Origin of the sequence: Ekhidna sp. (assembly GCF_965247405.1) — a bacterium.
Taxonomy (GTDB): Bacteria; Bacteroidota; Bacteroidia; order Cytophagales; family Cyclobacteriaceae; genus Ekhidna.
The window spans coordinates 1,906,538-1,927,227 of record NZ_OZ252014.1; the positions used below are offsets into that span (position 1 = coordinate 1,906,538).

The 20,690-nt window shown below is 42.2% G+C and carries 24 protein-coding genes; 5 read left to right on the plus strand and 19 right to left on the minus strand.

Translation table 11 applies throughout. The annotated features are described in order from the left end of the window. Positions 1-117 precede the first annotated feature (117 nt). On the plus strand, positions 118-414 hold the full coding sequence (locus tag ACP14Y_RS08530; RefSeq protein WP_424962538.1) for an endonuclease domain-containing protein: 297 nt from the start codon (positions 118-120) through the stop codon (positions 412-414). Between the two features lie 143 nt (positions 415-557). Here ACP14Y_RS08530 and polA read toward each other — a convergent pair whose 3' ends face one another. Next, positions 558-3,317 carry a DNA polymerase I gene (polA, locus tag ACP14Y_RS08535; protein WP_424962539.1) on the minus strand — a complete coding sequence of 920 codons (2,760 nt, stop codon included), beginning with the start codon at positions 3,315-3,317 and terminating at the stop codon, positions 558-560. A gap of 51 nt (positions 3,318-3,368) precedes the next feature. Next, the gene (locus tag ACP14Y_RS08540) at positions 3,369-3,524 is read right to left on the minus strand and encodes a hypothetical protein (protein WP_424962540.1); all 156 of its coding nucleotides are present in this window, start codon (positions 3,522-3,524) and stop codon (positions 3,369-3,371) included. A gap of 24 nt (positions 3,525-3,548) precedes the next feature. On the opposite strand from ACP14Y_RS08540, the gene ACP14Y_RS08545 reads away from it, so the two are divergent. The 4 genes from ACP14Y_RS08545 to ACP14Y_RS08560 are packed head-to-tail and all read left to right on the plus strand — an operon-like array spanning position 3,549 to position 6,744. Further along, on the plus strand, positions 3,549-4,307 hold the full coding sequence (locus tag ACP14Y_RS08545; RefSeq protein ID WP_424962541.1) for an SDR family oxidoreductase: 759 nt from the start codon (positions 3,549-3,551) through the stop codon (positions 4,305-4,307). 3 nt (positions 4,308-4,310) lie between these two features. Next, on the plus strand, positions 4,311-5,216 hold the full coding sequence (locus ACP14Y_RS08550; protein WP_424962542.1) for a helix-turn-helix domain-containing protein: 906 nt from the start codon (positions 4,311-4,313) through the stop codon (positions 5,214-5,216). Positions 5,217-5,265: 49 nt separating this feature from the next. Further along, a complete protein-coding gene (locus tag ACP14Y_RS08555) occupies positions 5,266-5,970 on the plus strand; it encodes a DUF6090 family protein (protein ID WP_424962543.1) in 705 nt (234 codons plus the stop codon). Positions 5,971-6,024: 54 nt separating this feature from the next. Further along, entirely contained in the window at positions 6,025-6,744 is a 720-nt protein-coding gene (locus ACP14Y_RS08560; RefSeq protein ID WP_424962544.1) for a hypothetical protein, read from the plus strand. Here the strand turns inward: ACP14Y_RS08560 and mnmD are convergent. The 17 genes from mnmD to ACP14Y_RS08645 all read right to left on the minus strand — a co-directional run bounded on the left by mnmD (position 6,741) and on the right by ACP14Y_RS08645 (position 20,576). Continuing rightward, complete coding sequence (gene mnmD / locus ACP14Y_RS08565; protein WP_424962545.1) at positions 6,741-7,406, minus strand: tRNA (5-methylaminomethyl-2-thiouridine)(34)-methyltransferase MnmD; 666 nt, start codon at positions 7,404-7,406, stop codon at positions 6,741-6,743. The two genes, ACP14Y_RS08560 and mnmD, sit on opposite strands and share 4 nt — an antisense overlap. Beyond that, positions 7,403-8,611: a carboxypeptidase-like regulatory domain-containing protein gene (locus ACP14Y_RS08570; RefSeq protein WP_424962546.1), complete on the minus strand. Its 1,209-nt coding sequence runs from the start codon at positions 8,609-8,611 to the stop codon at positions 7,403-7,405. Before ACP14Y_RS08570 ends, mnmD begins: the two co-directional genes overlap by 4 nt. Positions 8,612-8,646: 35 nt before the next feature. Further along, positions 8,647-9,132: a 2-C-methyl-D-erythritol 2,4-cyclodiphosphate synthase gene (ispF, locus tag ACP14Y_RS08575; protein ID WP_424962547.1), complete on the minus strand. Its 486-nt coding sequence runs from the start codon at positions 9,130-9,132 to the stop codon at positions 8,647-8,649. Between the two features lie 57 nt (positions 9,133-9,189). Then, a complete protein-coding gene (locus ACP14Y_RS08580) occupies positions 9,190-10,026 on the minus strand; it encodes a DUF4349 domain-containing protein (protein WP_424962548.1) in 837 nt (278 codons plus the stop codon). A 44-nt stretch (positions 10,027-10,070) separates the two neighbouring features. Then, positions 10,071-10,673, minus strand: a complete 603-nt coding sequence (locus tag ACP14Y_RS08585) for a MarR family winged helix-turn-helix transcriptional regulator (protein WP_424962549.1) — start codon at positions 10,671-10,673, stop codon at positions 10,071-10,073. 18 nt (positions 10,674-10,691) lie between these two features. Continuing rightward, a complete protein-coding gene (locus tag ACP14Y_RS08590) occupies positions 10,692-11,312 on the minus strand; it encodes a hypothetical protein (protein ID WP_424962550.1) in 621 nt (206 codons plus the stop codon). Next, entirely contained in the window at positions 11,312-12,040 is a 729-nt protein-coding gene (locus ACP14Y_RS08595; protein ID WP_424962551.1) for a hypothetical protein, read from the minus strand. The genes ACP14Y_RS08590 and ACP14Y_RS08595 overlap by 1 nt, the downstream gene beginning before the upstream one ends. Positions 12,041-12,121: 81 nt before the next feature. After that, positions 12,122-12,907, minus strand: coding sequence for an inositol monophosphatase family protein (locus ACP14Y_RS08600; protein WP_424962552.1), 786 nt, complete (start codon positions 12,905-12,907; stop codon positions 12,122-12,124). After that, positions 12,904-13,584, minus strand: coding sequence for a 16S rRNA (cytidine(1402)-2'-O)-methyltransferase (rsmI, locus tag ACP14Y_RS08605; protein WP_424962553.1), 681 nt, complete (start codon positions 13,582-13,584; stop codon positions 12,904-12,906). The genes ACP14Y_RS08600 and rsmI overlap by 4 nt, the downstream gene beginning before the upstream one ends. A 189-nt stretch (positions 13,585-13,773) precedes the next feature. Continuing rightward, positions 13,774-14,007: a 4a-hydroxytetrahydrobiopterin dehydratase gene (locus ACP14Y_RS08610; RefSeq protein WP_424962554.1), complete on the minus strand. Its 234-nt coding sequence runs from the start codon at positions 14,005-14,007 to the stop codon at positions 13,774-13,776. A 10-nt stretch (positions 14,008-14,017) separates the two neighbouring features. Beyond that, positions 14,018-14,278, minus strand: a complete 261-nt coding sequence (locus tag ACP14Y_RS08615; protein ID WP_424962555.1) for a DUF493 family protein — start codon at positions 14,276-14,278, stop codon at positions 14,018-14,020. A 70-nt stretch (positions 14,279-14,348) separates the two neighbouring features. Beyond that, a complete protein-coding gene (locus tag ACP14Y_RS08620; RefSeq protein WP_424962556.1) occupies positions 14,349-16,181 on the minus strand; it encodes a peptidylprolyl isomerase in 1,833 nt (610 codons plus the stop codon). Positions 16,182-16,334: 153 nt separating this feature from the next. Further along, complete coding sequence (locus tag ACP14Y_RS08625; RefSeq protein WP_424962557.1) at positions 16,335-17,270, minus strand: bile acid:sodium symporter family protein; 936 nt, start codon at positions 17,268-17,270, stop codon at positions 16,335-16,337. 113 nt (positions 17,271-17,383) lie between these two features. Continuing rightward, positions 17,384-18,211, minus strand: coding sequence for a DUF4097 family beta strand repeat-containing protein (locus ACP14Y_RS08630; protein WP_424962558.1), 828 nt, complete (start codon positions 18,209-18,211; stop codon positions 17,384-17,386). Between the two features lie 30 nt (positions 18,212-18,241). Next, on the minus strand, positions 18,242-19,069 hold the full coding sequence (locus tag ACP14Y_RS08635; protein WP_424962559.1) for a DUF4097 family beta strand repeat-containing protein: 828 nt from the start codon (positions 19,067-19,069) through the stop codon (positions 18,242-18,244). 18 nt (positions 19,070-19,087) lie between these two features. Next, complete coding sequence (locus ACP14Y_RS08640) at positions 19,088-19,882, minus strand: HEAT repeat domain-containing protein (protein WP_424962560.1); 795 nt, start codon at positions 19,880-19,882, stop codon at positions 19,088-19,090. A 142-nt stretch (positions 19,883-20,024) separates the two neighbouring features. Further along, complete coding sequence (locus ACP14Y_RS08645) at positions 20,025-20,576, minus strand: RNA polymerase sigma factor (protein WP_424962561.1); 552 nt, start codon at positions 20,574-20,576, stop codon at positions 20,025-20,027. Positions 20,577-20,690: the final 114 nt, after the last annotated feature.

Below are 20,690 nucleotides of genomic sequence, written 5' to 3' on the forward strand. Positions count from 1 at the left end.
TTCCCCCTCGAGGGGGCTAGGGGTGAAAATGAACAAATACTCCAACAACAACTGCAATCAGGACCTTAAACTGCTTGCCAGAGAGCTGAGAAAAACCCCACTAAAGCAGAAACAGTGATGTGTCGAGAGGTGCTCGGAGAAAAGCAGATGATGGAGTACCGTTTCTTAAGGCAAAGACCCATTGGAAATTATATCGTCGACTTCTTTTGTAAAGAGCTTAAGCTAATCATCGAGGTAGATGGATACACGCATCAGTTTGAAGAGGTGGCGGCTAAAGATCAGATTAGAGAAAAAGAACTGGAAAATATGGGATATAATATCCTGCGCTTTGAAGATTCAGAGGTCCTGAATGATATTAATAATGTGGTGAGAACAATTGAAAATTGGATTTTGGATAGAGAGGTCACCCCCTAGCCCCCTCAAGGGGGAATTTGTTTTCTACAAAAAGAAAAAATTTCAAATCTACATTTTGATCAGGTTTTTAATTTAGAAGCTACACCTTGGATAAGGTTCTCGTCCCCCCTCGAGGGGGCTAGGGGGTGATTAAAGGGAAATCCTCAATGTGCCTCCAGCCAATTCTGACCGATCCCGATTTCAACTTCCATTGGCACGTCCAATTCGTAGGCGTTTTTCATGAAGTCCTCCACCTTGCTAACCATTAGATCCTGCTCATCCTTATGCAAATCAAAAACCAATTCATCATGCACCTGCATGATCATTTTGGATTGGAGTTTCTCCTTTTGCATCCATTGATGGATATCGATCATGGCAATTTTGATGATGTCTGCCGCACTCCCCTGGATAGGTGCGTTGATTGCATTTCGCTCATCGAATCCTCGCATGGTGAAGTTTCTGGAATTGATATTCCTTAAATATCTCCTTCTTCCTAAAATGGTCTCCACATACTCATCTTTTTTCGCTTTTTCGATGGTGGAGTCCATGTACTTCTTCACATTCGGAAATTCCTTGAAATAGGAATCGATGATCTCCTGAGCTTCTCCACGAGAGATATTCAGGTTTTGAGAAAGACCATAAGCTGAGATGCCGTAGATGATACCAAAGTTGACCTCCTTGGCTTTTCGACGCATGTTAGGCTCCACATTGTCAATGTCTACACCGAACACCTTCGATGCGGTTGTCGCATGAATATCCCGCCCATCTTTGAAGGCTTGCATCATGTGTTCATCTTTTGAAAAAGCGGCCATGATTCGAAGCTCAATTTGCGAGTAGTCAGCGGCCATGATCAGGTAATCCTTTTCTCTTGGAACAAATGCCTTCCTGATCTCACGTCCCTTTTCCGTTCGAATCGGAATGTTTTGCAGGTTCGGATTATTCGAGCTGAGCCTTCCGGTGGCTGCAACCGTCTGGCGATAGTCTGTATGAATTCGATCATCGGCAGGACTGATCAATTTTGGAAGTGCGTCTACATAAGTAGATTTCAATTTTTGATACTCACGGAATGTCAGGATCTTCTCAGCAATCGCATGCTCATCCGCAAGTTTTGAAAGGATATCTTCACCAGTTGCATATTGGCCGGATTTGGTTTTCTTAGGCTTGTCTACCAACTTGAGTTTATCAAACAAGATTTCCCCCAGCTGCTTAGGTGAGCCAATGTTAAATTCCACTCCGGCAATATCAAAAATTTCCTGCTGCACCTTTCGACTCAGCTCATCCAGCTCCTTGGACATTTTCTCCAAAGCACCAGTGTCTACTTTCACTCCCTGGTATTCCATGTCAGCCAGCACAAAAGAGAGCGGCTCCTCTACTTCATGAAGTAATCGTTGGAGCTTTCGCTCATCAATTTCTTTTTCCAGAAGCTCCTTTAATTGCAGCGTAATGTCAGCATCCTCACAGGCATAATCCTTTACTTTTTCAGGATCAATCTGATCGATGGTTTTCTGATTCTTGCCTTTCGGGCCAACCAGATTTTCAAATGAAATGGTCTTATAGTTCAACCACTTTTCGGCAAGCCAATCCATGCTATTGTTGGATTCGGGATCGAGGAGGAAGTGCGCCAGCATGGTATCAAAAATTTTTCCTTTTACTGTCACATCGTAATTGCGAAGTATCTGAATATCATATTTCAGATTCTGACCAATCTTTTCAATCTGATTGTTCTCAAGTACCTCTTTAAATACATCGGCGATTTCCTGAGCATTTTCAAAGCATGGCACATACCAAGCCTCTCCTTTTTCTATGGCAAAAGCGATTCCCACCAGCTTGGCTTCCCTGGTCTCCAGACTGGTGGTCTCCGTATCGAAGCAAAAGGACTTTTGACCTGCCAGTTTATCTGCTAGCTTTTTAGCCTCAACTGTTGTCGAAACCAAATGATAATTGTGGTCGGTAGATTCTATCGAAGATCGCTTGTCTGAAGACTCACTCGAAGTGCCTGCCGAATCAAACAAGCCTAACTGTTGGGTGTCTCCTTTCTTGATCTCATTTTCTTCCTGGAATACCCTTCGGGCAATGGTCTTGAATTCCAACTCATCAAATATTGGCTTCAATATTTCTGGATTTGGATCACCATACTTCAGGTCATTCTCATCAAACTTGATCGGTGAATCTATCTTGATGGTAGCCAGCTCTTTTGACATGATTCCTTGCTGCCCAAACTCCTCGACTCGCTTTTGTTGTGCTCCTTTCAGTTTGTCTACATTGGCAACAATACTTTCAACGGAACCGAATTCCTTCAGTAACTTAGAAGCGGTCTTATCTCCAATTCCGGGAATTCCGGGGATGTTATCTACCGAATCTCCTTTGAGACCCAGCACATCACGAACCTGATCCACTTTGTCAATATCAAACTTGGCAAGCACTTCAGGGATACCCATGATCTCCACGCCGTTCCCCATACGCTTTGGTTTGTATAGGAAAATTTTTTCTTCAACCAGCTGTGCAAAGTCTTTATCGGGGGTCATCATGTACACCTCAAAACCTGCTTTGCTTGCTTCTTTTGCAATCGTTCCGATCAGGTCATCAGCTTCATAGCCATCCATTTCCAGGATAGGAATATTGAAGCCCTTAACAATATTCTTACAATAAGGAATCGCGACCTTGATTTCCTCGGGCTGTTCCTGACGAGTGGCTTTATATTCCGCATAATCCTCGTGACGGAAGGTTGGGGCGTGGGTATCAAAAGCCACCCCAATGTGGGATGGTTTTTCCTTGGTGATGATTTCTAAAAGCGAATTTGTGAAGCCGAGAATTGCTCCGGTATTGATCCCATTGGTTGTGAGCCTTGGGTTTTGACTCATGGCAAAGTGAGCACGATAAATCAATGCAAATGCATCAAGGAGGAAGAGTTTCTTTTCGGACATGGGGTAAAGTTAGCAGACTGGATAATTAGTTGATTAGATATTCAAATATTATCACAATCTTGATTGATTCATTCCAACCCCTTTCAAAACGTTAGGTGAACATAAAGCAATCATTGAGTTGGTCCTGGTATCACTTTCAGCTACAACATCCATGGATTCGGTTACAAATAGCATATTGGCTATCCCGAAGTTTGTCTTGTAATTCATTTAAAAAACAACAAATAACGAATCATGACAAAACGAAAAATAGCATTAGTAACCGGAGGCAGTCGGGGACTGGGCCGGGACATGGCCATCAACATTGCCAAAAAAGGATTGGATGTAGTATTCACTTACCACAGTAATAAGGGGGCAGCTGATGAAGTACTCGATGAAATAGAAAAAACCGGAAGTAGTGTACACGCATTGCAATTAGACACAAGTGACACCAAAGGGTTCGATCAATTCTACAAGGAACTCTCTTCAGCACTTAAATCTAAATTTGATAGCAACCACTTTGATTATTTAGTTAATAACGCGGGCACAGGGCTATACGGCACAGTAGAGGAAACCACAGAAGATCAGTTTGATGATATGCTAAATATTCATTTCAAAGGCGTGTATTTTCTTACGCAAAAGGCGCTACCGCTCCTTAACGACGGTGGGGGAATCGTTAATATTTCATCCGGACTTGCACGCTTTAGCTTTCCCGGCTTTTCTGCTTATGCTTCAATGAAGGGAGCAATTGAGGTGTATACTCGCTATCTTGCTAAAGAGCTAGGATCCAGACAGATTAAAGCCAATGTGGTCGCTCCCGGTGCAGTAGCTACTGATTTTGCCGGAGGGGCAAACAGAGATGGAGAAAGAAAAAGTGCCATTGCAAATGTCACAGCGCTAGGAAGAGTAGGAGAAGCAGAAGATATCGGAAGCATTGTTGCATTCCTGTGCTCGCATGACGCACATTGGATCACTGCTCAACGTATTGAAGCATCAGGAGGAACGTTGATATAGGCCATGTTTAAAAATAAATCCATAAGTGATTATCATCGACTGGCGGGGCTTCCCAAGCCGGAGCACCCGCTGGTCAGCCTGGTAGATTATTCGAAAGTGCAATATGATACCGATGATGAAGAAATTACCATGGTGTCTCCATATTATTCCATAGCCATGAAACGAGGCGTGCACGGCAAAATGCATTATGGTCAGCAACCTTACGACTTTGATGAAGGAATCATGTCTTTCGTTTCGCCTGGACAGGTGATTACGGTGAGAACCACCTACCCGGAAGGTGAAAGACCAACGGGTTGGTTATTATTTATTCATCCTGACTTCTTATGGAATACCCCTTTGGCTAAAAAGATTCGAGAATATGAGTTTTTTGGGTATCAAGTGAATGAAGCATTGTTCTTGTCCGATAAGGAGGAGCAATCCATGCTGCAGATCATGAAAAACATTGATGATGAATATCATGCCAATATTGATCAGTTTAGTCAAAACATCATCATCTCACAGATTGAGCTGCTCCTCAATTATTCTGAGCGGTATTATCAGCGACAGTTTATCACACGGAAAATTTCCAGTCATGAACTTCTCACAAGACTGGAAGATTGGCTCAATGACTATTTCAAAAAAGACAACCTGGCAAGTTTAGGCCTTCCGACCGTACATGATATTGCAACTGATTTAAGTGTCTCACCGAATTATTTAAGTAGTGTATTAAAAGTGCATTCCGGTCAAAACACACAACAGCATATACATGAAAAGCTAATTGAGAAAGCCAAAGAGAAGCTATCAACAACCAGCCTGTCTGTGAGTCAGATTGCATTTAGTTTGGGTTTTGAGCACTCCCAATCATTTAGTCGTTTGTTTAAAAGCAAAACAAAGGTATCCCCACTGGAATTCCGTCAGTCGTTTAATTAAAGTGTTGTTTAACGAGTTTTGCTATTTTTAAGAAAAGCACTCATTAACAATGAAGAAACTTTTTTCCACATTCAAGCAAAAATGGGCTGAATATTTTCTAGAGATTCTTGTGATCACCATCGGTATTCTTGGTGCCTTTCTTCTTAATAATTGGAATCAAAACAGCCTTGAAGAAAATGTTCAAAAGCTGACCATAGAGCGCTTGATTGAGGATGTCAAAAGTGATACTGCACGTTTTGCCTACCTGGACTATCGGCTGGAGGATCGTGTGAAAAGATGTGATTCAGTACTTTCCTTATTTAAGGATCTTTCAAATAAGGAAAATCGGCTGTCTATGATATCTGTACACCTGATTAATTTTTTCCTGGTAGAGTCAAACTTCACGACCTACGATGAGATGTTGAATACCGGAAGATTGTATTCTATGGATGATGCAAAGCTAAGATCTAGCATCATCAACTATTATCGGGATGTAAAGAAATGGAGCACTTACATTGAGCGAGATAATCAACAGTTACGATCAAAGGTGATCGGTCCTGAATACAATGACTATTGGGTGATTCAACGAAGGTTGTGGGCAGACGAATCCATAGATACCAGCAGATATCCATGGCTTATTCAAAAGGATTCGAAAGAGATTAAAGATATTGAAGCTTTGGTGCTTGCAACTAGAATGCTATTTGACAGTAGTCGGGATAGGATTGCCAACTTAAAAGGGCATGCGGAGTACCTCTTGAAAAAGCTGGAGGATTAATAATTAGATTTATCTCAGGAAGGACTAAATTGATTAGGTATAACCTAATCTAACATGCAAAAATTCAAGAGCCTTCATCTTTGGATGATAATACCTCTATTATTAATCCAACTTGGAATTTTTCGATTCTATTGGCCAAAGTTCACTACAACTACATGGGAGTTTCACATTCACTATTGGTTAGTCACACTTTGGTTTATTCTTGTGATTATCCAACCTTATTTGATATCCATTAAAAGCATCGAAAAGCATCGCGTGGTTGGGATGCTAGGGTTATCAATTGCGGGAGGGGTGCTTTTTACCAGTCTTAGTTTGCTTGATGTCCCACTTCGGATTATTTCGAATTTATCACCAGATCAGCCCGGGCCACCTCCACAGTTATTCTACGGAACCCTCGTTATTGAATTCATTCTTGGTCTACTCTTCGGCTTGGCTGTCGTAAAAGCAATCATTAATAGAAAAGACCTACAAGAACATGCCTGGTGGATGATTTGCAGTGTGTTTTACCTAATGATGCCAGGATTAGGAAGAGGTATGATTGTCTTATGGCGGTCTCTGGTTCCTATTGAGCATATCAAGCCATTTTTTGTTGGGCTTAGTGCAGAGCTCATATTCGTTCCGCTGTTGCTCTTATTTGCTTCGAAATTTGGAAGGATCAGGCACCCGGCAACCATCATAGGATTGTTGACTGTATTACTAAGATTGCTCCGATTTCCGATCGGTTCGTCTGAGTTTGTTCAGAATCTGGTAGAAAACATGATTAAATGGCGCTAGGGCTTAACCGCTCTTACCATCTCCTTCTTGCCCATGGCTCCCTGAAGTGTTTCTACTTCAAATCCAGCTTCAGCAAGGTTTCGTTTGAATTGGCCTTGGGCGCAGTATGTAGTTAAAACTCCTCCTTTTTCTAGTAAGGAAAAGCATTTTTTTAGATTCTCTAGGGACCAGACTTCCGGTTGCTTGCTAGGGGCAAAGGCATCAAAAAAGATGAGGTTGTAAAGTTTAGAGGTTGAAAAGTGTTCAAGTCTGGCAGTTGATTTATATAGCTGAAAGTTTTGTGAAAGATCAAATTCTTTTTCCCATTCAGCTTCATGGATGCTCATTAAAAGCTCCTTCTCTTTTGCTGTCTGGTGGTAGTTTAAGTTCTCATAGATCTCATGTACCACTGGAAAGGGCTCTAATGATGTAAAATGTATTTTTTGATTGTGTTTTTCAGCAAACAAGGCTGTAAGAAAAGCATTTAGGCCAGTACCAAGACCTACCTCTAAGGCCTTGACCTCTTTAGCCTCATTCTGCTTAAGCCAATGTTCCAACCCTTCCTGTATAAAAACATGCATTGATTCTCCTCTAGCTCCTCGTGTGGAGTGATAGGTCTCATTTAGCTCTTCATCATAAAGGCTGTGAGAGCCGTCTTCGGTGGTGATTATTTTAATGCTCATTGGGTTGAACTGATTAAAGCATTCCATTTTTCCAGCTCATATTCTGTCAAAGACCTCTTGTTTGATTCTCCTTCACGGATCCCTTTTTTAATCCCAAGTCCAATAACTTCAACATATCCATTACTATCCAAGTCCCAATTGGATAGTCGTTGGAAAGAGCTAAAATAATATTGTCCGTCTATTTTTTTGTACTTAACAATCTCCCTCTCCCACCATACTAGTTCATTATTTACATATGATTTGTAGGTTTTAGAACGCTGCATTTTTTCCTTATCTAGAGTTGCCAATGAATGAATTTCAAGAACTGCATAGGTTTTGGCATCAATCAGCATTGAACCAGAAAACTTCAGTGGGTTTAATGCTGTAGTATTTCTGTGATTAGGATTATCGATTTTAAAGTCTATGTAGATAGTGTCGGGACTATTTATGCCTCTTTCATTAAATTGAAAGTCGTACTTGCTTTGTTTGCTTCTTGATAAGAAATTATTGAATCTGATATTAACGGCATCTGCCCATGCTGTATGGGTAGGGATATCAGTACTTACATTTTTAAATTCTGACGCTTTTCCCGTTGAATCCATACGGCCAATCCTGGCCTGATGTATAATTCCAAAGCTTTCAATTTTACCTAATCCGTACATAGGAGTGCTTTTATAGCCATCCTCATCATATTCCTCTGATATTTTTTCATACAGGACGAAATCACTATCCCGTCCCTTAAGTTTTATCTTAAAATGCTTAAACTGTGTGTATGGTTCTTGTAAATAGTTCTCTGGAATACGCTTGATGACTTCTTTTATTACATCACGAGCTGTAATACGCTCAGACATAATCTCAATATCCATCAATTGAGAAATGTCATCATCCAGCACAAACTGGTATTTTCTTTGCAGCTCTGTCACAGGTAGAGTCAACGATTGGAAACCCACACAGGAAATGGTCACCATCTCATTCTCGAGGTTTTGAGGAAGCTTAAGGATAAAATATCCCTCATCATCGGCTGCAGTTCCGTGCAATGTACCTCTGATTCCAATATTGACAAAAGGGATTCCCTGATGATCTTGGTCCAGTATTCTTCCTTTTAAAACAAGCTGGCTTTCTGATGAATCATGATTGATCAAGTAATAATACTTCTTACTCTCCTGAGAAAAAGCGACTATTGAATGAGTCAGTACAAAAAGTAGTGTTATTAATTTAAAAGGCATTTGTCCTCCCCCTGACCCCCTCCAAAGGGGGAAATTTAGTCTTTATAAATCAACACCGTAGCATGTGCAGCCACTCCTTCTTCTTTTCCTACGAAACCTAGTTTTTCGGTGGTGGTAGCTTTAATTGAAATGTCTTCCTCCTCAATTTCCATCACTGACGCCAAGGTCTTTTTCATCTCTGGAATATGAGGGTTGAGTTTAGGCATCTCCAGGCATACCGTTGAGTCTACATTCCCAACTTTATATCCCTTCTCACCAATGATTCTGATAACTTCCTTGAGTAAGATTTTGCTATCGATCCCCTTGAATTTTGGATCCTTATCCGAGAAGTGAAAACCAATATCCCGTATGTTGGCGGCTCCAAGCAAAGCATCACAGATTACATGAATCAATACATCCGCATCGGAATGGCCATAGGCTCCATGAGTGTGGGGCACTTTGATGCCACCGATCCAAAAGTCAACGCCCTCAGCAAGGGCGTGAACATCATATCCGTAACCGACGCGAATGTTGGGTTTCATTGTTACTTTTCTTGTAAAAGTAATCACCCCTATAGTCCCCTCAAGGGGACACATGAATTATTCTGATTTTTTGCGAGCTCTCACCTTCCTTACCACCCAAACAACGCCAAGTGAAAGCAAGCCAAATGGCCAGAGAGCTAATAGGTAAACTAAGAAAGTCTGAAACCCCTGCCAGCCTGCAGAAAGGGAATTGAGTACGCGAGTGCCAAAACCCGGACGCTGCTCCTGTTCCAGTTCATAAGGCACAATCTCGTAAAAGGAAATATCCAGTGTGCTGTAGTTGACCTGATGATTAAGTAATTTGAACTGGCCCTGAAGTGATTCGATCTCTGAGCGAACCTGATTCAGATTCCGCTCCACCTCCAGAATATCGCTGATCTTATTGGCTTGCTTCAGGATTTCCTGATATCGCTCCTCTAATTTCTTTTTATTTTCAATACGCGATTGCAAATCATAATACCTACTAGTTACATCATCGGTATTCACCCATCGGTTGTCCAGCTTTTTGCCCTCTGTTACAGCCTTAATGAGTGCATCAAAATTCTGAGGAGGAACCTTGATGCTCACATTGTAATTGATCCGATCGTATCCTTTGTTTTCATTTTCTGAAGAAATGTAAGCCTCATATTGATTGAGCAAACTCGACAGTCTTTGATACTCATCTTTAGTATTTTCTACACGATAGGAAAGTCCACCGGTTTTAATGACTTTCTTTTGAATTTCAGGGTCATTTTGTGATTGATCGGAAACTTTTCGTAGGCTTGAACTTCCAGCATCAGATTCTGACATCTCCATCATAGGAGCTGCTTCCATATCAGCCATGACCGAGTTTGATCCTTCATTGCCGCCACATGCCGCCATCAAGAAAATAATGAGAATAGTGAGTGTTTTCATAATTGTAGATTGTACTATTTAATCTACAATAATCCTACCAATTTTCAGGCCATCTCAGCCTCAAACTCCTGACAATCCAATCTTAGGTCTTTATCCTCCAGGGTCCTCTCCAACAAATTACAGTAGTGACTTTCCTCATTTTTTTCGTAAAACCGACATCCAAAACAGGTGCGTTGCACCTGAATGATTCCAGCTTGATTCAGCCGAAATATCAACTGGGTGAGCGATTTATGAAACGATTGTTTGTCTGAAGCAGAGAGTTCATCCAAGTGACTATGCAGGGGTTCAGCAAAACTCTGAACCTCTTTAACCAGCCGTTTTCCATCATCCGTCAGATGGATAGTATATGCCCTGGCATCTACTCCAGTTTCTTTCTTTATAAGTCCCTTTGTGAAAAGTACTTTGATTGCATCGCTGACTGTCGGCTTTTTTAAGTTGAACTCGCTGGACAAGTGGCTCACATTGGCAAGTGGCTCATCATGGTTTTTTAGAAAAATCAGAATCTGAATCTGAATGGGGCTTAATCCGGTTATTTTTGATTGCTCCCACAGCAACACCCGAAACACTTCGGATAGTCGCTCCAAACCAACCACCAATTTACTGGTGATATCACTCTCCTGCTGTTTTGGATCAAAAGAATTTGTCATATGCCAAAGTTAGTAATCCTAATTACTTACAGAAAGAAGTTCATTTAGTTCTGATCTCAGAGAATGAACTGATTGATGTCCAAAATGATGACGAAGAATATCCATTTTTTCGTTGAATACGATAAAGGTAGGTGTTCCCCGCATTTGATTCAGTGTGAATGTGACAGGTATACAAACCTGCTCTTTTAAGTAAGCCATTATTTTCTTTCTAAGCGTATCTTGATCGAATGTTGGCCAGGTACTGAAGTTCGGGTTTGTATTGCAGATGTCTTCCACAGCTTGCGCTAGATCAAATGTGTGATCAGCAAAGCGATCCATTGCAATCGGAAAGTTAAGTTCAATAGGATAAGTCGATATTCCCTGACTTTCAAATGCCTTTCTTGTTTCTCCAATTAACTCGCCACTATCAATTAGCAGCCGGGTATTCTCCTCTGTGTTGAGGTCAAAATCCTCAAAAGCAGTAGATAGTCCTAGAAAAGACACCTGGTTTCCGAATTCCTGATGCAGCTGGTCCACCACTGGAATGCCATGGATAAAGCATCCCGGACAATTGACCTGAAAAACGAAAAGGAAGTTCAGCTCCTTCAAGCTGAACTCCCCATTCATTGGAGAGTAATATGCCAATTTCAATTGCTCCATTATTCCACAGAATAAGGTAACGACAAATCACCGGAAGCCACACTGTAAACAGCATAAACACCCAGCATTGGTAGATCCTCCTTTGAAGTGTTGACCTGCATGTAAGCAGCCACACCATCAAAGTTGAAATTGGTTTTTCCACTTACACGGAACTTAGGAATCACTACTTTGATCTGATTACCCTGAGTAATTACATGAAACCCGGGAGAGTCCATATACATGGGCATGCCCGGATTTGTTGGTGGTAAAGTCACATCATCTTTTTCAGGATCAAACTGCTTTACTGCAAGTCCACCGGCTACACGTTTGTCTTCGGTCAGTACCACCCAGTGAGGATGCCAGATGATCCCGTCATTGGCATAGTTCCGATCAAAGTTCTCATCCCATAGCGGTGTATCGTCAAAATCAGGATGTGAAGTGAGTGCAAGGGCCACTATCCCATCTGTTTCACTAAAACCTACATCAGTTGACTTCAGATTCGTTGGAAACACATAACCCAGCACCGGTGCGCCATCCAACGCTCCGTTCTTCGAAGGAAGTGATTTTCCTGCCTGCCCTTTTACCGTAATTGTAAGTACAAGATGCTCTAATAAAGCATCATAGGTTCCAGTGGTCTTTGTGATCACCAGGTCGTCAGAAGTTTTAAAGTTCGGATCTTCATTTTCTCCTTGAGAAAACAATTGACAACTCATGGTTGCGATCAAGAGAATAAAGAGTGTTTTTTTCATGTCATTTTAATTAGGAATCCTTACTAAAACGCAAACGTAATATATTTAGTTAGGATTCCTAATTTAATGGAGTAAATTTTTTTACCAGTATTTTTTGATTACATGTAATAGCTGAGGATGAACTGCCCCTCCGGCTACAATCTCCCGCCCAAAAATGTAGTCATCACCACCTTTGAAATCAGTGACCGTTCCACCTGCTTCCTGGACCAGGATAACTCCTCCGGCAATGTCATAAGAGTTGAGGTTATACTCGAAGTAGCCACCGTAACGACCACAGGCTACATAAGCCATATCAGCAGCAGCACTGCCCATTCGTCTCAGCCCTTGTGTTCCCTCCATCAGTTGATGTAATATTAAGAGGTATTCATCCAGGCGTTCAAATTCATAATAAGGAAAGCCTGTCGCCAGTACCGTGTCGCTAAAAAACTTTGCATCTGATACTTTTATTGGTTGCTTATTCAGGTAGGCACCTCCATCTTTCCACGCAGTAAAAAACTCATCATTGGCCACTTCATAAACCACACCCGCAACAATCTTTTCTTCATGCATCAAGCCAATGCTCACACAGTAGTTGGGAATGCCGTGCACAAAATTGGTGGTTCCATCCAGTGGATCGATGATCCAGGTAAATTCTTTCTGGCTCTGTGCAGTGGTTTCTTCTTCCGTGATAAAGCCTGCTTCTGGAAGGATTTTTTCTAAACCAGAAATAATTTGTTTCTCAGATTCAGTATCTACATAGGAAACCAGATCGCTATCCCCTTTAAATTCTACTTCATCATAGGAAAATCGTCCTCGCTCCTGCCGGATGAATCCTCCGGTTTTCATAGCTACAGCTGCCGCCTTTTCGGTAATGCTTTCAAGGTTCATTTCACTCCTTCTAATACGATGACAAATTCTCCTTTGATTGATTTAGTACTGAAATAGGTAAGCACATCATCAATGGACCCTGTCACGGTCTCTTCAAATTTCTTTGTTAACTCTCTGGAAACCGAAACGTTTCGTTCCCCCAAAATATCTTTGAATTGCTGCAATGTTTTTAGTAAACGATGCGGAGACTCATAATAGATTGCCGTTCTGGATTCCTCTTTCATCGCTTCGATGCGGGTTTGACGTCCTTTCTTATGAGGGAGAAATCCTTCAAATACAAATCGCTCGGAAGGAAATCCGGATTTGATAAGAGCAGGAACGAAAGCGGTTGCCCCAGGTAATGAGTCAACCGGAATCTCATTAGCTAAAGCTTCTCTGACCAATAAAAACCCCGGATCGGAAATGCCGGGTGTGCCCGCATCTGAGATCTGGGCGATGGACTGACCACTTTTTAGTCGCTCAATTGCCTCCGCAACTTTTTTGTGTTCGTTGTGTGTATGAAAACTCTGGGCCGGTGTGCCAATATCATAATGCTTTAGCAGTACCCCGGATGTGCGCGTGTCCTCTGCTAGAATCAGGTCTACATTTTTCAAGACCTCTACTGCCCGGTAAGTCATATCGGCGAGATTGCCAATGGGCGTGGGGACAAGGTATAGCTTTCCGGGTTCAACGGTCATGGAGCTAATTTAGAGATTTAACCACAGAGGACACAGAGAATGATCACAGAGGACAGACTGAACAATTAACGTCAGGCGAACAAAAACCAAATGAGAACCGTCATCGCGAACGCAGTGAAGCGATCTCATTGATACCTGGCCCTAACCAATCATAAGATTGCTTCGTCGCACCTCCTCGGTAAAGACGTTTTAAATTAACCCATCAATCGCCTCAGCCAGCTTATGGTCTTTCTCCGTCACCACATCCCCTGCATCATGCGTATTGAGCTCGAAACTGACCGTATTGTATACGTTACTCCAGTTTGGATGATGATTCATCTTTTCTGCAATGATCGCAACCTGACTCATGAAGCCAAAGGCCTCAACGAAATTTTTGAATTCGAATGTTTTCTTCAGTTTATTATCTTCTTCTTTCCAGCTCATAGTTCTTCATTTATAGTGCGATAATTCCTTCGATCGTATGCGCTTGCTTATACACCTCTACTACCTCCTGACTGGAGTTCATCTTTTGGCTTAGCGTGATACTCACATATTTTTTCCCTGAGCTAGGCTTGAGTTTCACATCTGCCTGTGGCAGGAGCGCCTCCACTTTGGCTTGATGCTCCGGTTTTACAATGAACTTAAAGGTGTAGTGGTCAGGGAACTGATGTGCTCCCTCCAGCTTTTCCAGAAATGCTTTCTCGTCCCAACTCATAGTATAAGTAATATAAAAAAAGCCATCCCGATAAAGTTCGGAATGGCTTCTTTATGTTCAAATTTCTTCTTTAGAAAAACTTGTATCGCATATCTTCGATCTCTGCAAATTCTTTTATCGCCTCATCAATTTTTCTCGGCACGAACAAACGGAAATATGAAAGCGGGAAGTCCGCTACCATTGCGTTTTGCCCTAGTCGCTGACGAGATACCTGCAATGCAAATGAAGAATAATCATCCAAATCGGCCGGAATATCTTTTGCAATAAGCTTAACAACAATCACTCCATCCTGAATGCCAAACGCTTTTGTCATTTCCTCTTCATCCAGTGCAAAAGAAAGTCCGATGGCTTCTGGAGCATAACCTACACCCGTGATACTATTTGAGAACATCTGGAAATCAGCAGACCCGGACTTTGCTCCCTCTCCGTAACCAGAAGCCATTGATTCGATATCTCCTGCATCCAGAGCATTCACCTTACTGATGATTGCTTCCGCTTTCTTCTCGTTACGAACTCTTCTCTCTACCTGATTCCTAACTTCTTCCAGATTGGCAACTCCCTCTTCTTGCTCAGCAGTCATCGCTGCTACAATGTATCGGTCACCCACCTCCCTCACGTCAGAAACCGCGCCAGTAGACGCGTCATTATATAACCAAAGGACCAGGGTTCTGGCCTCCATCATTTGGCCTACTCGCTGAGCGTTCTTCCCAATTCGGTTAGCCGTTCTGATATTTAAGCCCTGCTCTTCAGCCAGTTTTCTGAATTCTCCAACATTACCTACAGATGCAGCAAAAAGATCTGCCTGCCTGTAAACCTCATTGATGGTCTCATCGGAAACGAAAAATTCTTTCTTCATTTTAGCCACACGATACAACACACTATCAGGTGCCGGCTCATCTTTTCTTGAAAGCTTGTAAAACTCATATGCTCCATTGACGATTGCTGGCTCTGAAACAAAACCCTCTTCCTGATCCTGAAGTACTGCAGGCAGATTATCATCTGTGTAGGTGATGAATGGGTAAGGATCATCAGAATTGATACTCACAAAACTAGAGTCGTTGGTAGCGGCTGCCAGCGACTGCTGCAAATCAGCAACCTCATCAGCTACGATGGAGGAATCTGCCCCAGAAGGCACAACATCAAAAATGACATACTCCATATTTCTCGTTTCCTCTCGCTGAAATTCAGACTCATGATCATCAAGGTAAGCTTGCAGCTCACTATCAGATACACTAACTGTTGAATCTGCCATGCTAAGGAATGAAACGTACATGTAGTCAATGGTTGCATTTGCATTTTGGCTCACATACTCATCTTTCGCTTCGTACCTGGTTACATAGTTAGTCTTGGTAAATAGGTTTGCGTATTTCTCTAGCTTCCTGCTTGGAACCAACGACTGCTCAAAAGAAATCCAGGAATTTCGCTGCTGTGGTGGTGCCTGCTGAAGGCTGCCAAGAAAAGCAGTTACGTTTTCTTTTTGAAACTGACCTGTTTGAGGATCGGCGAAAAACTGCTGGATCTGAGGGCTTATGTTGCTCCCCTGCACCATGTCAACCAATTCTGCATTGGTAACTACAATACCTAGCTCTTCGAATTGTTTTTCATACGCTTTTTCGAGAATCAGCGCATTCCAGGCCTGATTTCTTATTTGGTCAGTCTCTTGCTGTAATGGGTTTCTCCCCGTATTAATAGCAAAGTTGTAAGACAGCTCGTCTACTTTATTTTGGAACTGAGTGTTGGAGATGGTTTCTCCGGCAATCTCTCCGATATCAGGATTTTCTCCCCCACCTAAGAAGGAAGCGTTTCCAATCAAATCTGTGCCGATGAAAGCAACCATCGTGACCATGATAGCTCCCACCACGATCTTTCCCATCTTGTTTCTCAGTGTGCCTATTAGTGCCATATTATCTAATACTCTTTTGAATAAGGTCGGCAAAAATAAGGAAATAATTTGCTATTGACCCACACAGTGGGTTTTAATAAATGAGTCACAATTATCAGGAGATCAAATGGTTAGTGTTCAGCTTAATTCTATCAGCACTCGAAGAGTGAATTTTCAAACTTCTGGTTGAATATTTGATTCTGCTGATTGGTTTATGACCGGTCTGTTGTTCCAAACATAAGCCAATCCTAAACCAGAAATGATATGCCAAATACCCCACCAGGCAGCTACAATGGCCATTCCACCTAGTCCATCAAAAAAACCAAATATGAGTATCAAGCCCAGACCGGAATTCTGGATGCCGGTTTCTATGGCGATGGATCTGCGATCCTGTTGCTCCAGATTGAAAAGTGCTCCAAGATTATACCCAGCCAATAACGCTACCGCATTGTGTGCGAGCACCAATAATATCACCAGATGAATGTAGGAGAGGAAAAGGTCGATATTGGCACCAAAAGCCATGATCACTATCCCGGCAAAAATGGCAATGGAGCTATAATGCATAACCGGATGAAGCTTGTCAGCTATTTCTGGCTTCCATTTTCTTAAAGCCATCCCTAAAACAATCGGAATGAGCAACAACACGGTGATCGTTCTAAGTAGCTGCCAAAAATCGAGGCTCACTTCTGTCAGAATGGTTGCAGTGGGACCATACATACTCCCCCAGAATGCAATGTTGACTGGAGTCATAATAATTGCCAATGTGCTGGATACTGCTGTCAGACTCACGGAAAGAGCGGTGTTTCCTTTGGCCATGGCTGTCATGAAGTTGGAGATATTTCCACCGGGACATGCCGCTACCAGGATCATCCCTAAAGCAAAGCTGGGTCTTGGCTGGATGATCAGTACTAATAGGAAAGTTAACGCCGGAAGTATGAAGAATTGTGATACCATACCCACCAGAGCAGAACGGGGGTTTTTGATCACCCGAATAAAATCGTCGACCCGTAGGTTGATCGCAACACCAAACATGATGAAGCCTAGGCTCAGATTCAGATAGAAAAGATTGGCTTCACTGAAGTTTAAGGTAACCTGATCGATGGGATCCATCCAGGCAAGATAATAACAAATCCCCTCCTAGGAGGGGTAGGGGTGGCTTCTAACATTCCCCTCCCCCTGTTCCACGACGGTTTAAAAGGGGGATCTTCTTCGAGATATATTAATTACTTCTTCCGAATAATGATATCTCCATGCATATTCTTAAAGGTATACTCCGGGCCGCCACCATTGATGTCGCCATACACCCATGAGTTGATGGAAACTTTGTATTTACCATCATCGGATTTTACCTCGGGTTTGGAACGATCCACTGTCATATCATAATCGGTGTAAATCTCTCCTCTGTCTGATCGCATCTTAGCTGTCGCTTTGATGTTACCCGGAAAGGTCACATCTACATTGCCATGAAGGGTTACAAAGGACATGGGCTCATTAGGTGTCACCTTGAGGAAGTTGACAATGATGTCTCCATGGACAGTATTGGAAACAATTGATCCGCTCATATCTTTTAAGGTCAATGGACCATGCACAGCTGAGATCTCATGTATTCCGCTCACACCCGTTACATCTACCTGTCCGTGAACAGTAGATACTTCCAGGTCGAAGTTTGCTGGCACCCTAATGGTCAGGTTGATGGGTTTTTTCCATGAATTGGTTTCTACCTCCACGCGGTTGTTGTTTTCAGAGGCACTCAGTTCAATTGGACTTGAAGCGATCCGCTTCATTCCCGCAGGAGCGGACCTTCTATCACCATCATCGTCATCGTCACAGCTGGCACAATCGCCATCCTTTGATCCCGTGCTCGCCTCGGCTTCAATGATCACCTCTTTTCCATTATATGATTCCACCATAATGTCTCCCCTAACTAGTGAAACTTCCAGCTTACCTTTTTTGTCCGGCGAGCTGAGCGGTATGGCTAGACGCTCGTTGAAATCCTGCGCCCAAATGCTAGTAGAGGCTGCAAGAAATATGATAAGTACTAAATTTTTCATGTTCTTATATATTTAAATGTTTTAATTCGATTATTCACTTTTCTTTAGATAGACATTCCCATTGATGCTTTTGAACGAGAGTTCAGGGCCACCAGACCCAACTTCAATGCCTGTCTTTGTTCCAATTTTGAAGGTTCCATTCTTTTGGCTTCTCTCGATTTTCGGACTCATTCGTTGATAGTCAAAAGAAGAGTACAGATCACCATTCATGGAGTCAAAGTATACTTTGGCACTGAAGTTTACTGGTAAGTCAAATTTGAAATCTCCATTTACCGTATGGAAATCAATGGCTTCCTTTGGGCTCTCCAGAAAGTTGATTGTCACATCTCCATTTACGGTGGATGCCTGAAGTACTTTTCTTGCATTCCTGATTTCTACCTCGCCGTTCACATTGCACGCCTTTACAGAGCCGTCAATATTTTTCACCAGCACATCTCCATTGTTCACCGTTTTTGCCTCTATGTTGACATCTTTTGGCACTTTCAGTTTGTATTGATATTTGAAAGAATACTTTGGATAGTCGTACATATCATAGCCGGTATAATTTCCCCATCTGCACTTTTTTATAAAAGGTGCCTTGGTGTAAAAAACCAACGAATCGTGCGTGAAAAGCTCTCCCAGTTCCAGTTCGTTTTTTGCTTTTTCTAATAATGCGTCTGTCCCTGCAGACATTTCAATGACTAAACTCAGATAGACCTTGTTGTCTTCAGAAGCCTCAATCTCCACATCGCCGTTTATGTTATTCACAATAACAGCCATTTGACTTGGATCATCGATCGTATATTCTTTTTTGATTTCTACCTTTTCCTCCTTGAGGGTGGGATTGATCAATGTTAATAGTATGAGTAATAATTGCATTAGTCCTTCTTTTGAGTTTTATGTATTCTTTAGTGTTTGAATGCTTTCATTTAACTTTTCTTTCACAAATTCATCTTCGGTATTTTGCTTGAGCTGTTCCATCGCATCTAATGAAGATTTCTCCTGAATGGCTACCAGCACATCTGCGATGGCCACCAACATCAAGGGTGACTCCTGCATCGTTAATGCATCCACCAATGCCGCTCTCACTTCAGCCAAATCAGCGTATCTAACCAGTGATTCCAGGGAGGCGAGTCGCACATTGAGGTTATCATCATTATTCAGGGTGGATATCAATGCATTGATCACTTTTTCATCGGCTTTCGGTAATTCTGCTGCAAGGTTCACTGCGCGAATCCGCTCCTGTGCTTTTGGTTGTTCGATGAGCGTAAGCATCATCATCTCTTTCATGCTCTGAATCTCGCTACTCAGCTGTGCAATGTCCTGTTTTTGATCCTGCGATGGCAACATCCACCAGCCAATGAACAGACCCATCACCAAGGAAGCCAAGCCTACTTGCCAGCTTTTCGTCATTTGCGCTACTATCCAGTCCAGCACATTCGGTCGTGCTTCATTTTGCTTTTGCTCATAAGCTGCCAACATTCCTTCGAACCGTGCGTCCATTGCCTCAGTAGGCTCTGGCCTTTTAATCTCTTCAAACAGACTCCAGGTTTGCTCAAGATCTTTCAGCTCAGAGGCAACTCCCGGATTAACGGATAAGAATTCATCCAATGCTACCAGCTCGTTCTCGCTGATGTCCCCTGTCATCTTATCCTGCCAGAGTTCTCTTGCTTTTGTTTCATTTATTTTCATAGTATCTCAATTTGAGATTTACAATTTCTTTTAAACATCTCCCTGCCAACTCTAACCAAATGCTATTAAGCTAAGACTCTATTTTTGGTCCTCTCCCTACCCTCTCCAAAGAGGGAAAATGGCCTCTTAGCTTAATAGCACGTTAGACATCCATTTTTATGTAGGATTCTCTCAATTCTTTCAATATTCTATGTACCCGTACCTTAATGGCACTTTCTGTTACACCAAGCATTTCCGCTACTTTGGCATATTTTACCTTTTGAAATCTCACCAACTCAATCAGTTCTCTTTTTTCGTCTGAAAGATTGGCCAACGCCTTCTGCAGGTAATTCAGCTCATCACTCTTTTCCATTTCCACCTCCTGGTTTTTGTTCTCACTTAAGCGTTCCTCATAAGGATTCATATCCTCCTGAAAGGCATAGCGCTTGTTCTTTCTATAATGGTCGTGATGCACATTACGCGCCATCTGGAAAGCCCACACCTCAAAATCACCGTTTGCCTTATAAGTATGTTTATACTTTAGAATCCGCATGAATACATTCTGAACCAGGTCCTCGCTGGTAGCTCCATCATGGGTCATCCCATAGAAAAAGCCAAAAAACCGGCGACTATACCTTTTATAAAGCAGGTTGAGTTTATCTACCTCTCCCTCTTTCACTTTCAACATCAGACTGTGGTCTTCCAGTAGGTTCATTCGGTGCATTCTGTCGGGGAAACTTCACTAATTTCGGAAGGTTACATGGGGATTGGAAATTATTTAACTCTCCCCTGACCCCTCTCTTGAAAGAGAGGGGAAATTTCCGATTAG

Bases quoted from the DNA above. Each gene is read 5' to 3' on its own strand.
- ACP14Y_RS08625 (WP_424962557.1), bottom strand. From the start codon at position 17,270: ATGGATCCCATCGATCAGGTTACCTTAAACTTCAGTGAAGCCAATCTT.
- ACP14Y_RS08530 (WP_424962538.1), top strand. From the start codon at position 118: ATGTGTCGAGAGGTGCTCGGAGAAAAGCAGATGATGGAGTACCGTTTC.
- ACP14Y_RS08630 (WP_424962558.1), bottom strand. From the start codon at position 18,211: ATGAAAAATTTAGTACTTATCATATTTCTTGCAGCCTCTACTAGCATT.
- ACP14Y_RS08600 (WP_424962552.1), bottom strand. From the start codon at position 12,907: ATGAACCTTGAAAGCATTACCGAAAAGGCGGCAGCTGTAGCTATGAAA.
- rsmI (WP_424962553.1), bottom strand. From the start codon at position 13,584: ATGACCGTTGAACCCGGAAAGCTATACCTTGTCCCCACGCCCATTGGC.
- polA (WP_424962539.1), bottom strand. From the start codon at position 3,317: ATGTCCGAAAAGAAACTCTTCCTCCTTGATGCATTTGCATTGATTTAT.
- ACP14Y_RS08635 (WP_424962559.1), bottom strand. From the start codon at position 19,069: ATGCAATTATTACTCATACTATTAACATTGATCAATCCCACCCTCAAG.
- ACP14Y_RS08645 (WP_424962561.1), bottom strand. From the start codon at position 20,576: ATGAACCTACTGGAAGACCACAGTCTGATGTTGAAAGTGAAAGAGGGA.
- ACP14Y_RS08550 (WP_424962542.1), top strand. From the start codon at position 4,311: ATGTTTAAAAATAAATCCATAAGTGATTATCATCGACTGGCGGGGCTT.
- ACP14Y_RS08640 (WP_424962560.1), bottom strand. From the start codon at position 19,882: ATGAAAATAAATGAAACAAAAGCAAGAGAACTCTGGCAGGATAAGATG.
- ACP14Y_RS08615 (WP_424962555.1), bottom strand. From the start codon at position 14,278: ATGAGTTGGGACGAGAAAGCATTTCTGGAAAAGCTGGAGGGAGCACAT.
- ACP14Y_RS08585 (WP_424962549.1), bottom strand. From the start codon at position 10,673: ATGACAAATTCTTTTGATCCAAAACAGCAGGAGAGTGATATCACCAGT.
- ACP14Y_RS08595 (WP_424962551.1), bottom strand. From the start codon at position 12,040: ATGAAAAAAACACTCTTTATTCTCTTGATCGCAACCATGAGTTGTCAA.
- ACP14Y_RS08590 (WP_424962550.1), bottom strand. From the start codon at position 11,312: ATGGAGCAATTGAAATTGGCATATTACTCTCCAATGAATGGGGAGTTC.
- ACP14Y_RS08620 (WP_424962556.1), bottom strand. From the start codon at position 16,181: ATGGCACTAATAGGCACACTGAGAAACAAGATGGGAAAGATCGTGGTG.
- ACP14Y_RS08545 (WP_424962541.1), top strand. From the start codon at position 3,549: ATGACAAAACGAAAAATAGCATTAGTAACCGGAGGCAGTCGGGGACTG.
- ispF (WP_424962547.1), bottom strand. From the start codon at position 9,132: ATGAAACCCAACATTCGCGTCGGTTACGGATATGATGTTCACGCCCTT.
- ACP14Y_RS08610 (WP_424962554.1), bottom strand. From the start codon at position 14,007: ATGAGCTGGAAAGAAGAAGATAATAAACTGAAGAAAACATTCGAATTC.
- ACP14Y_RS08560 (WP_424962544.1), top strand. From the start codon at position 6,025: ATGCAAAAATTCAAGAGCCTTCATCTTTGGATGATAATACCTCTATTA.
- ACP14Y_RS08540 (WP_424962540.1), bottom strand. From the start codon at position 3,524: ATGAATTACAAGACAAACTTCGGGATAGCCAATATGCTATTTGTAACC.
- ACP14Y_RS08580 (WP_424962548.1), bottom strand. From the start codon at position 10,026: ATGAAAACACTCACTATTCTCATTATTTTCTTGATGGCGGCATGTGGC.
- ACP14Y_RS08555 (WP_424962543.1), top strand. From the start codon at position 5,266: ATGAAGAAACTTTTTTCCACATTCAAGCAAAAATGGGCTGAATATTTT.
- ACP14Y_RS08570 (WP_424962546.1), bottom strand. From the start codon at position 8,611: ATGCCTTTTAAATTAATAACACTACTTTTTGTACTGACTCATTCAATA.
- mnmD (WP_424962545.1), bottom strand. From the start codon at position 7,406: ATGAGCATTAAAATAATCACCACCGAAGACGGCTCTCACAGCCTTTAT.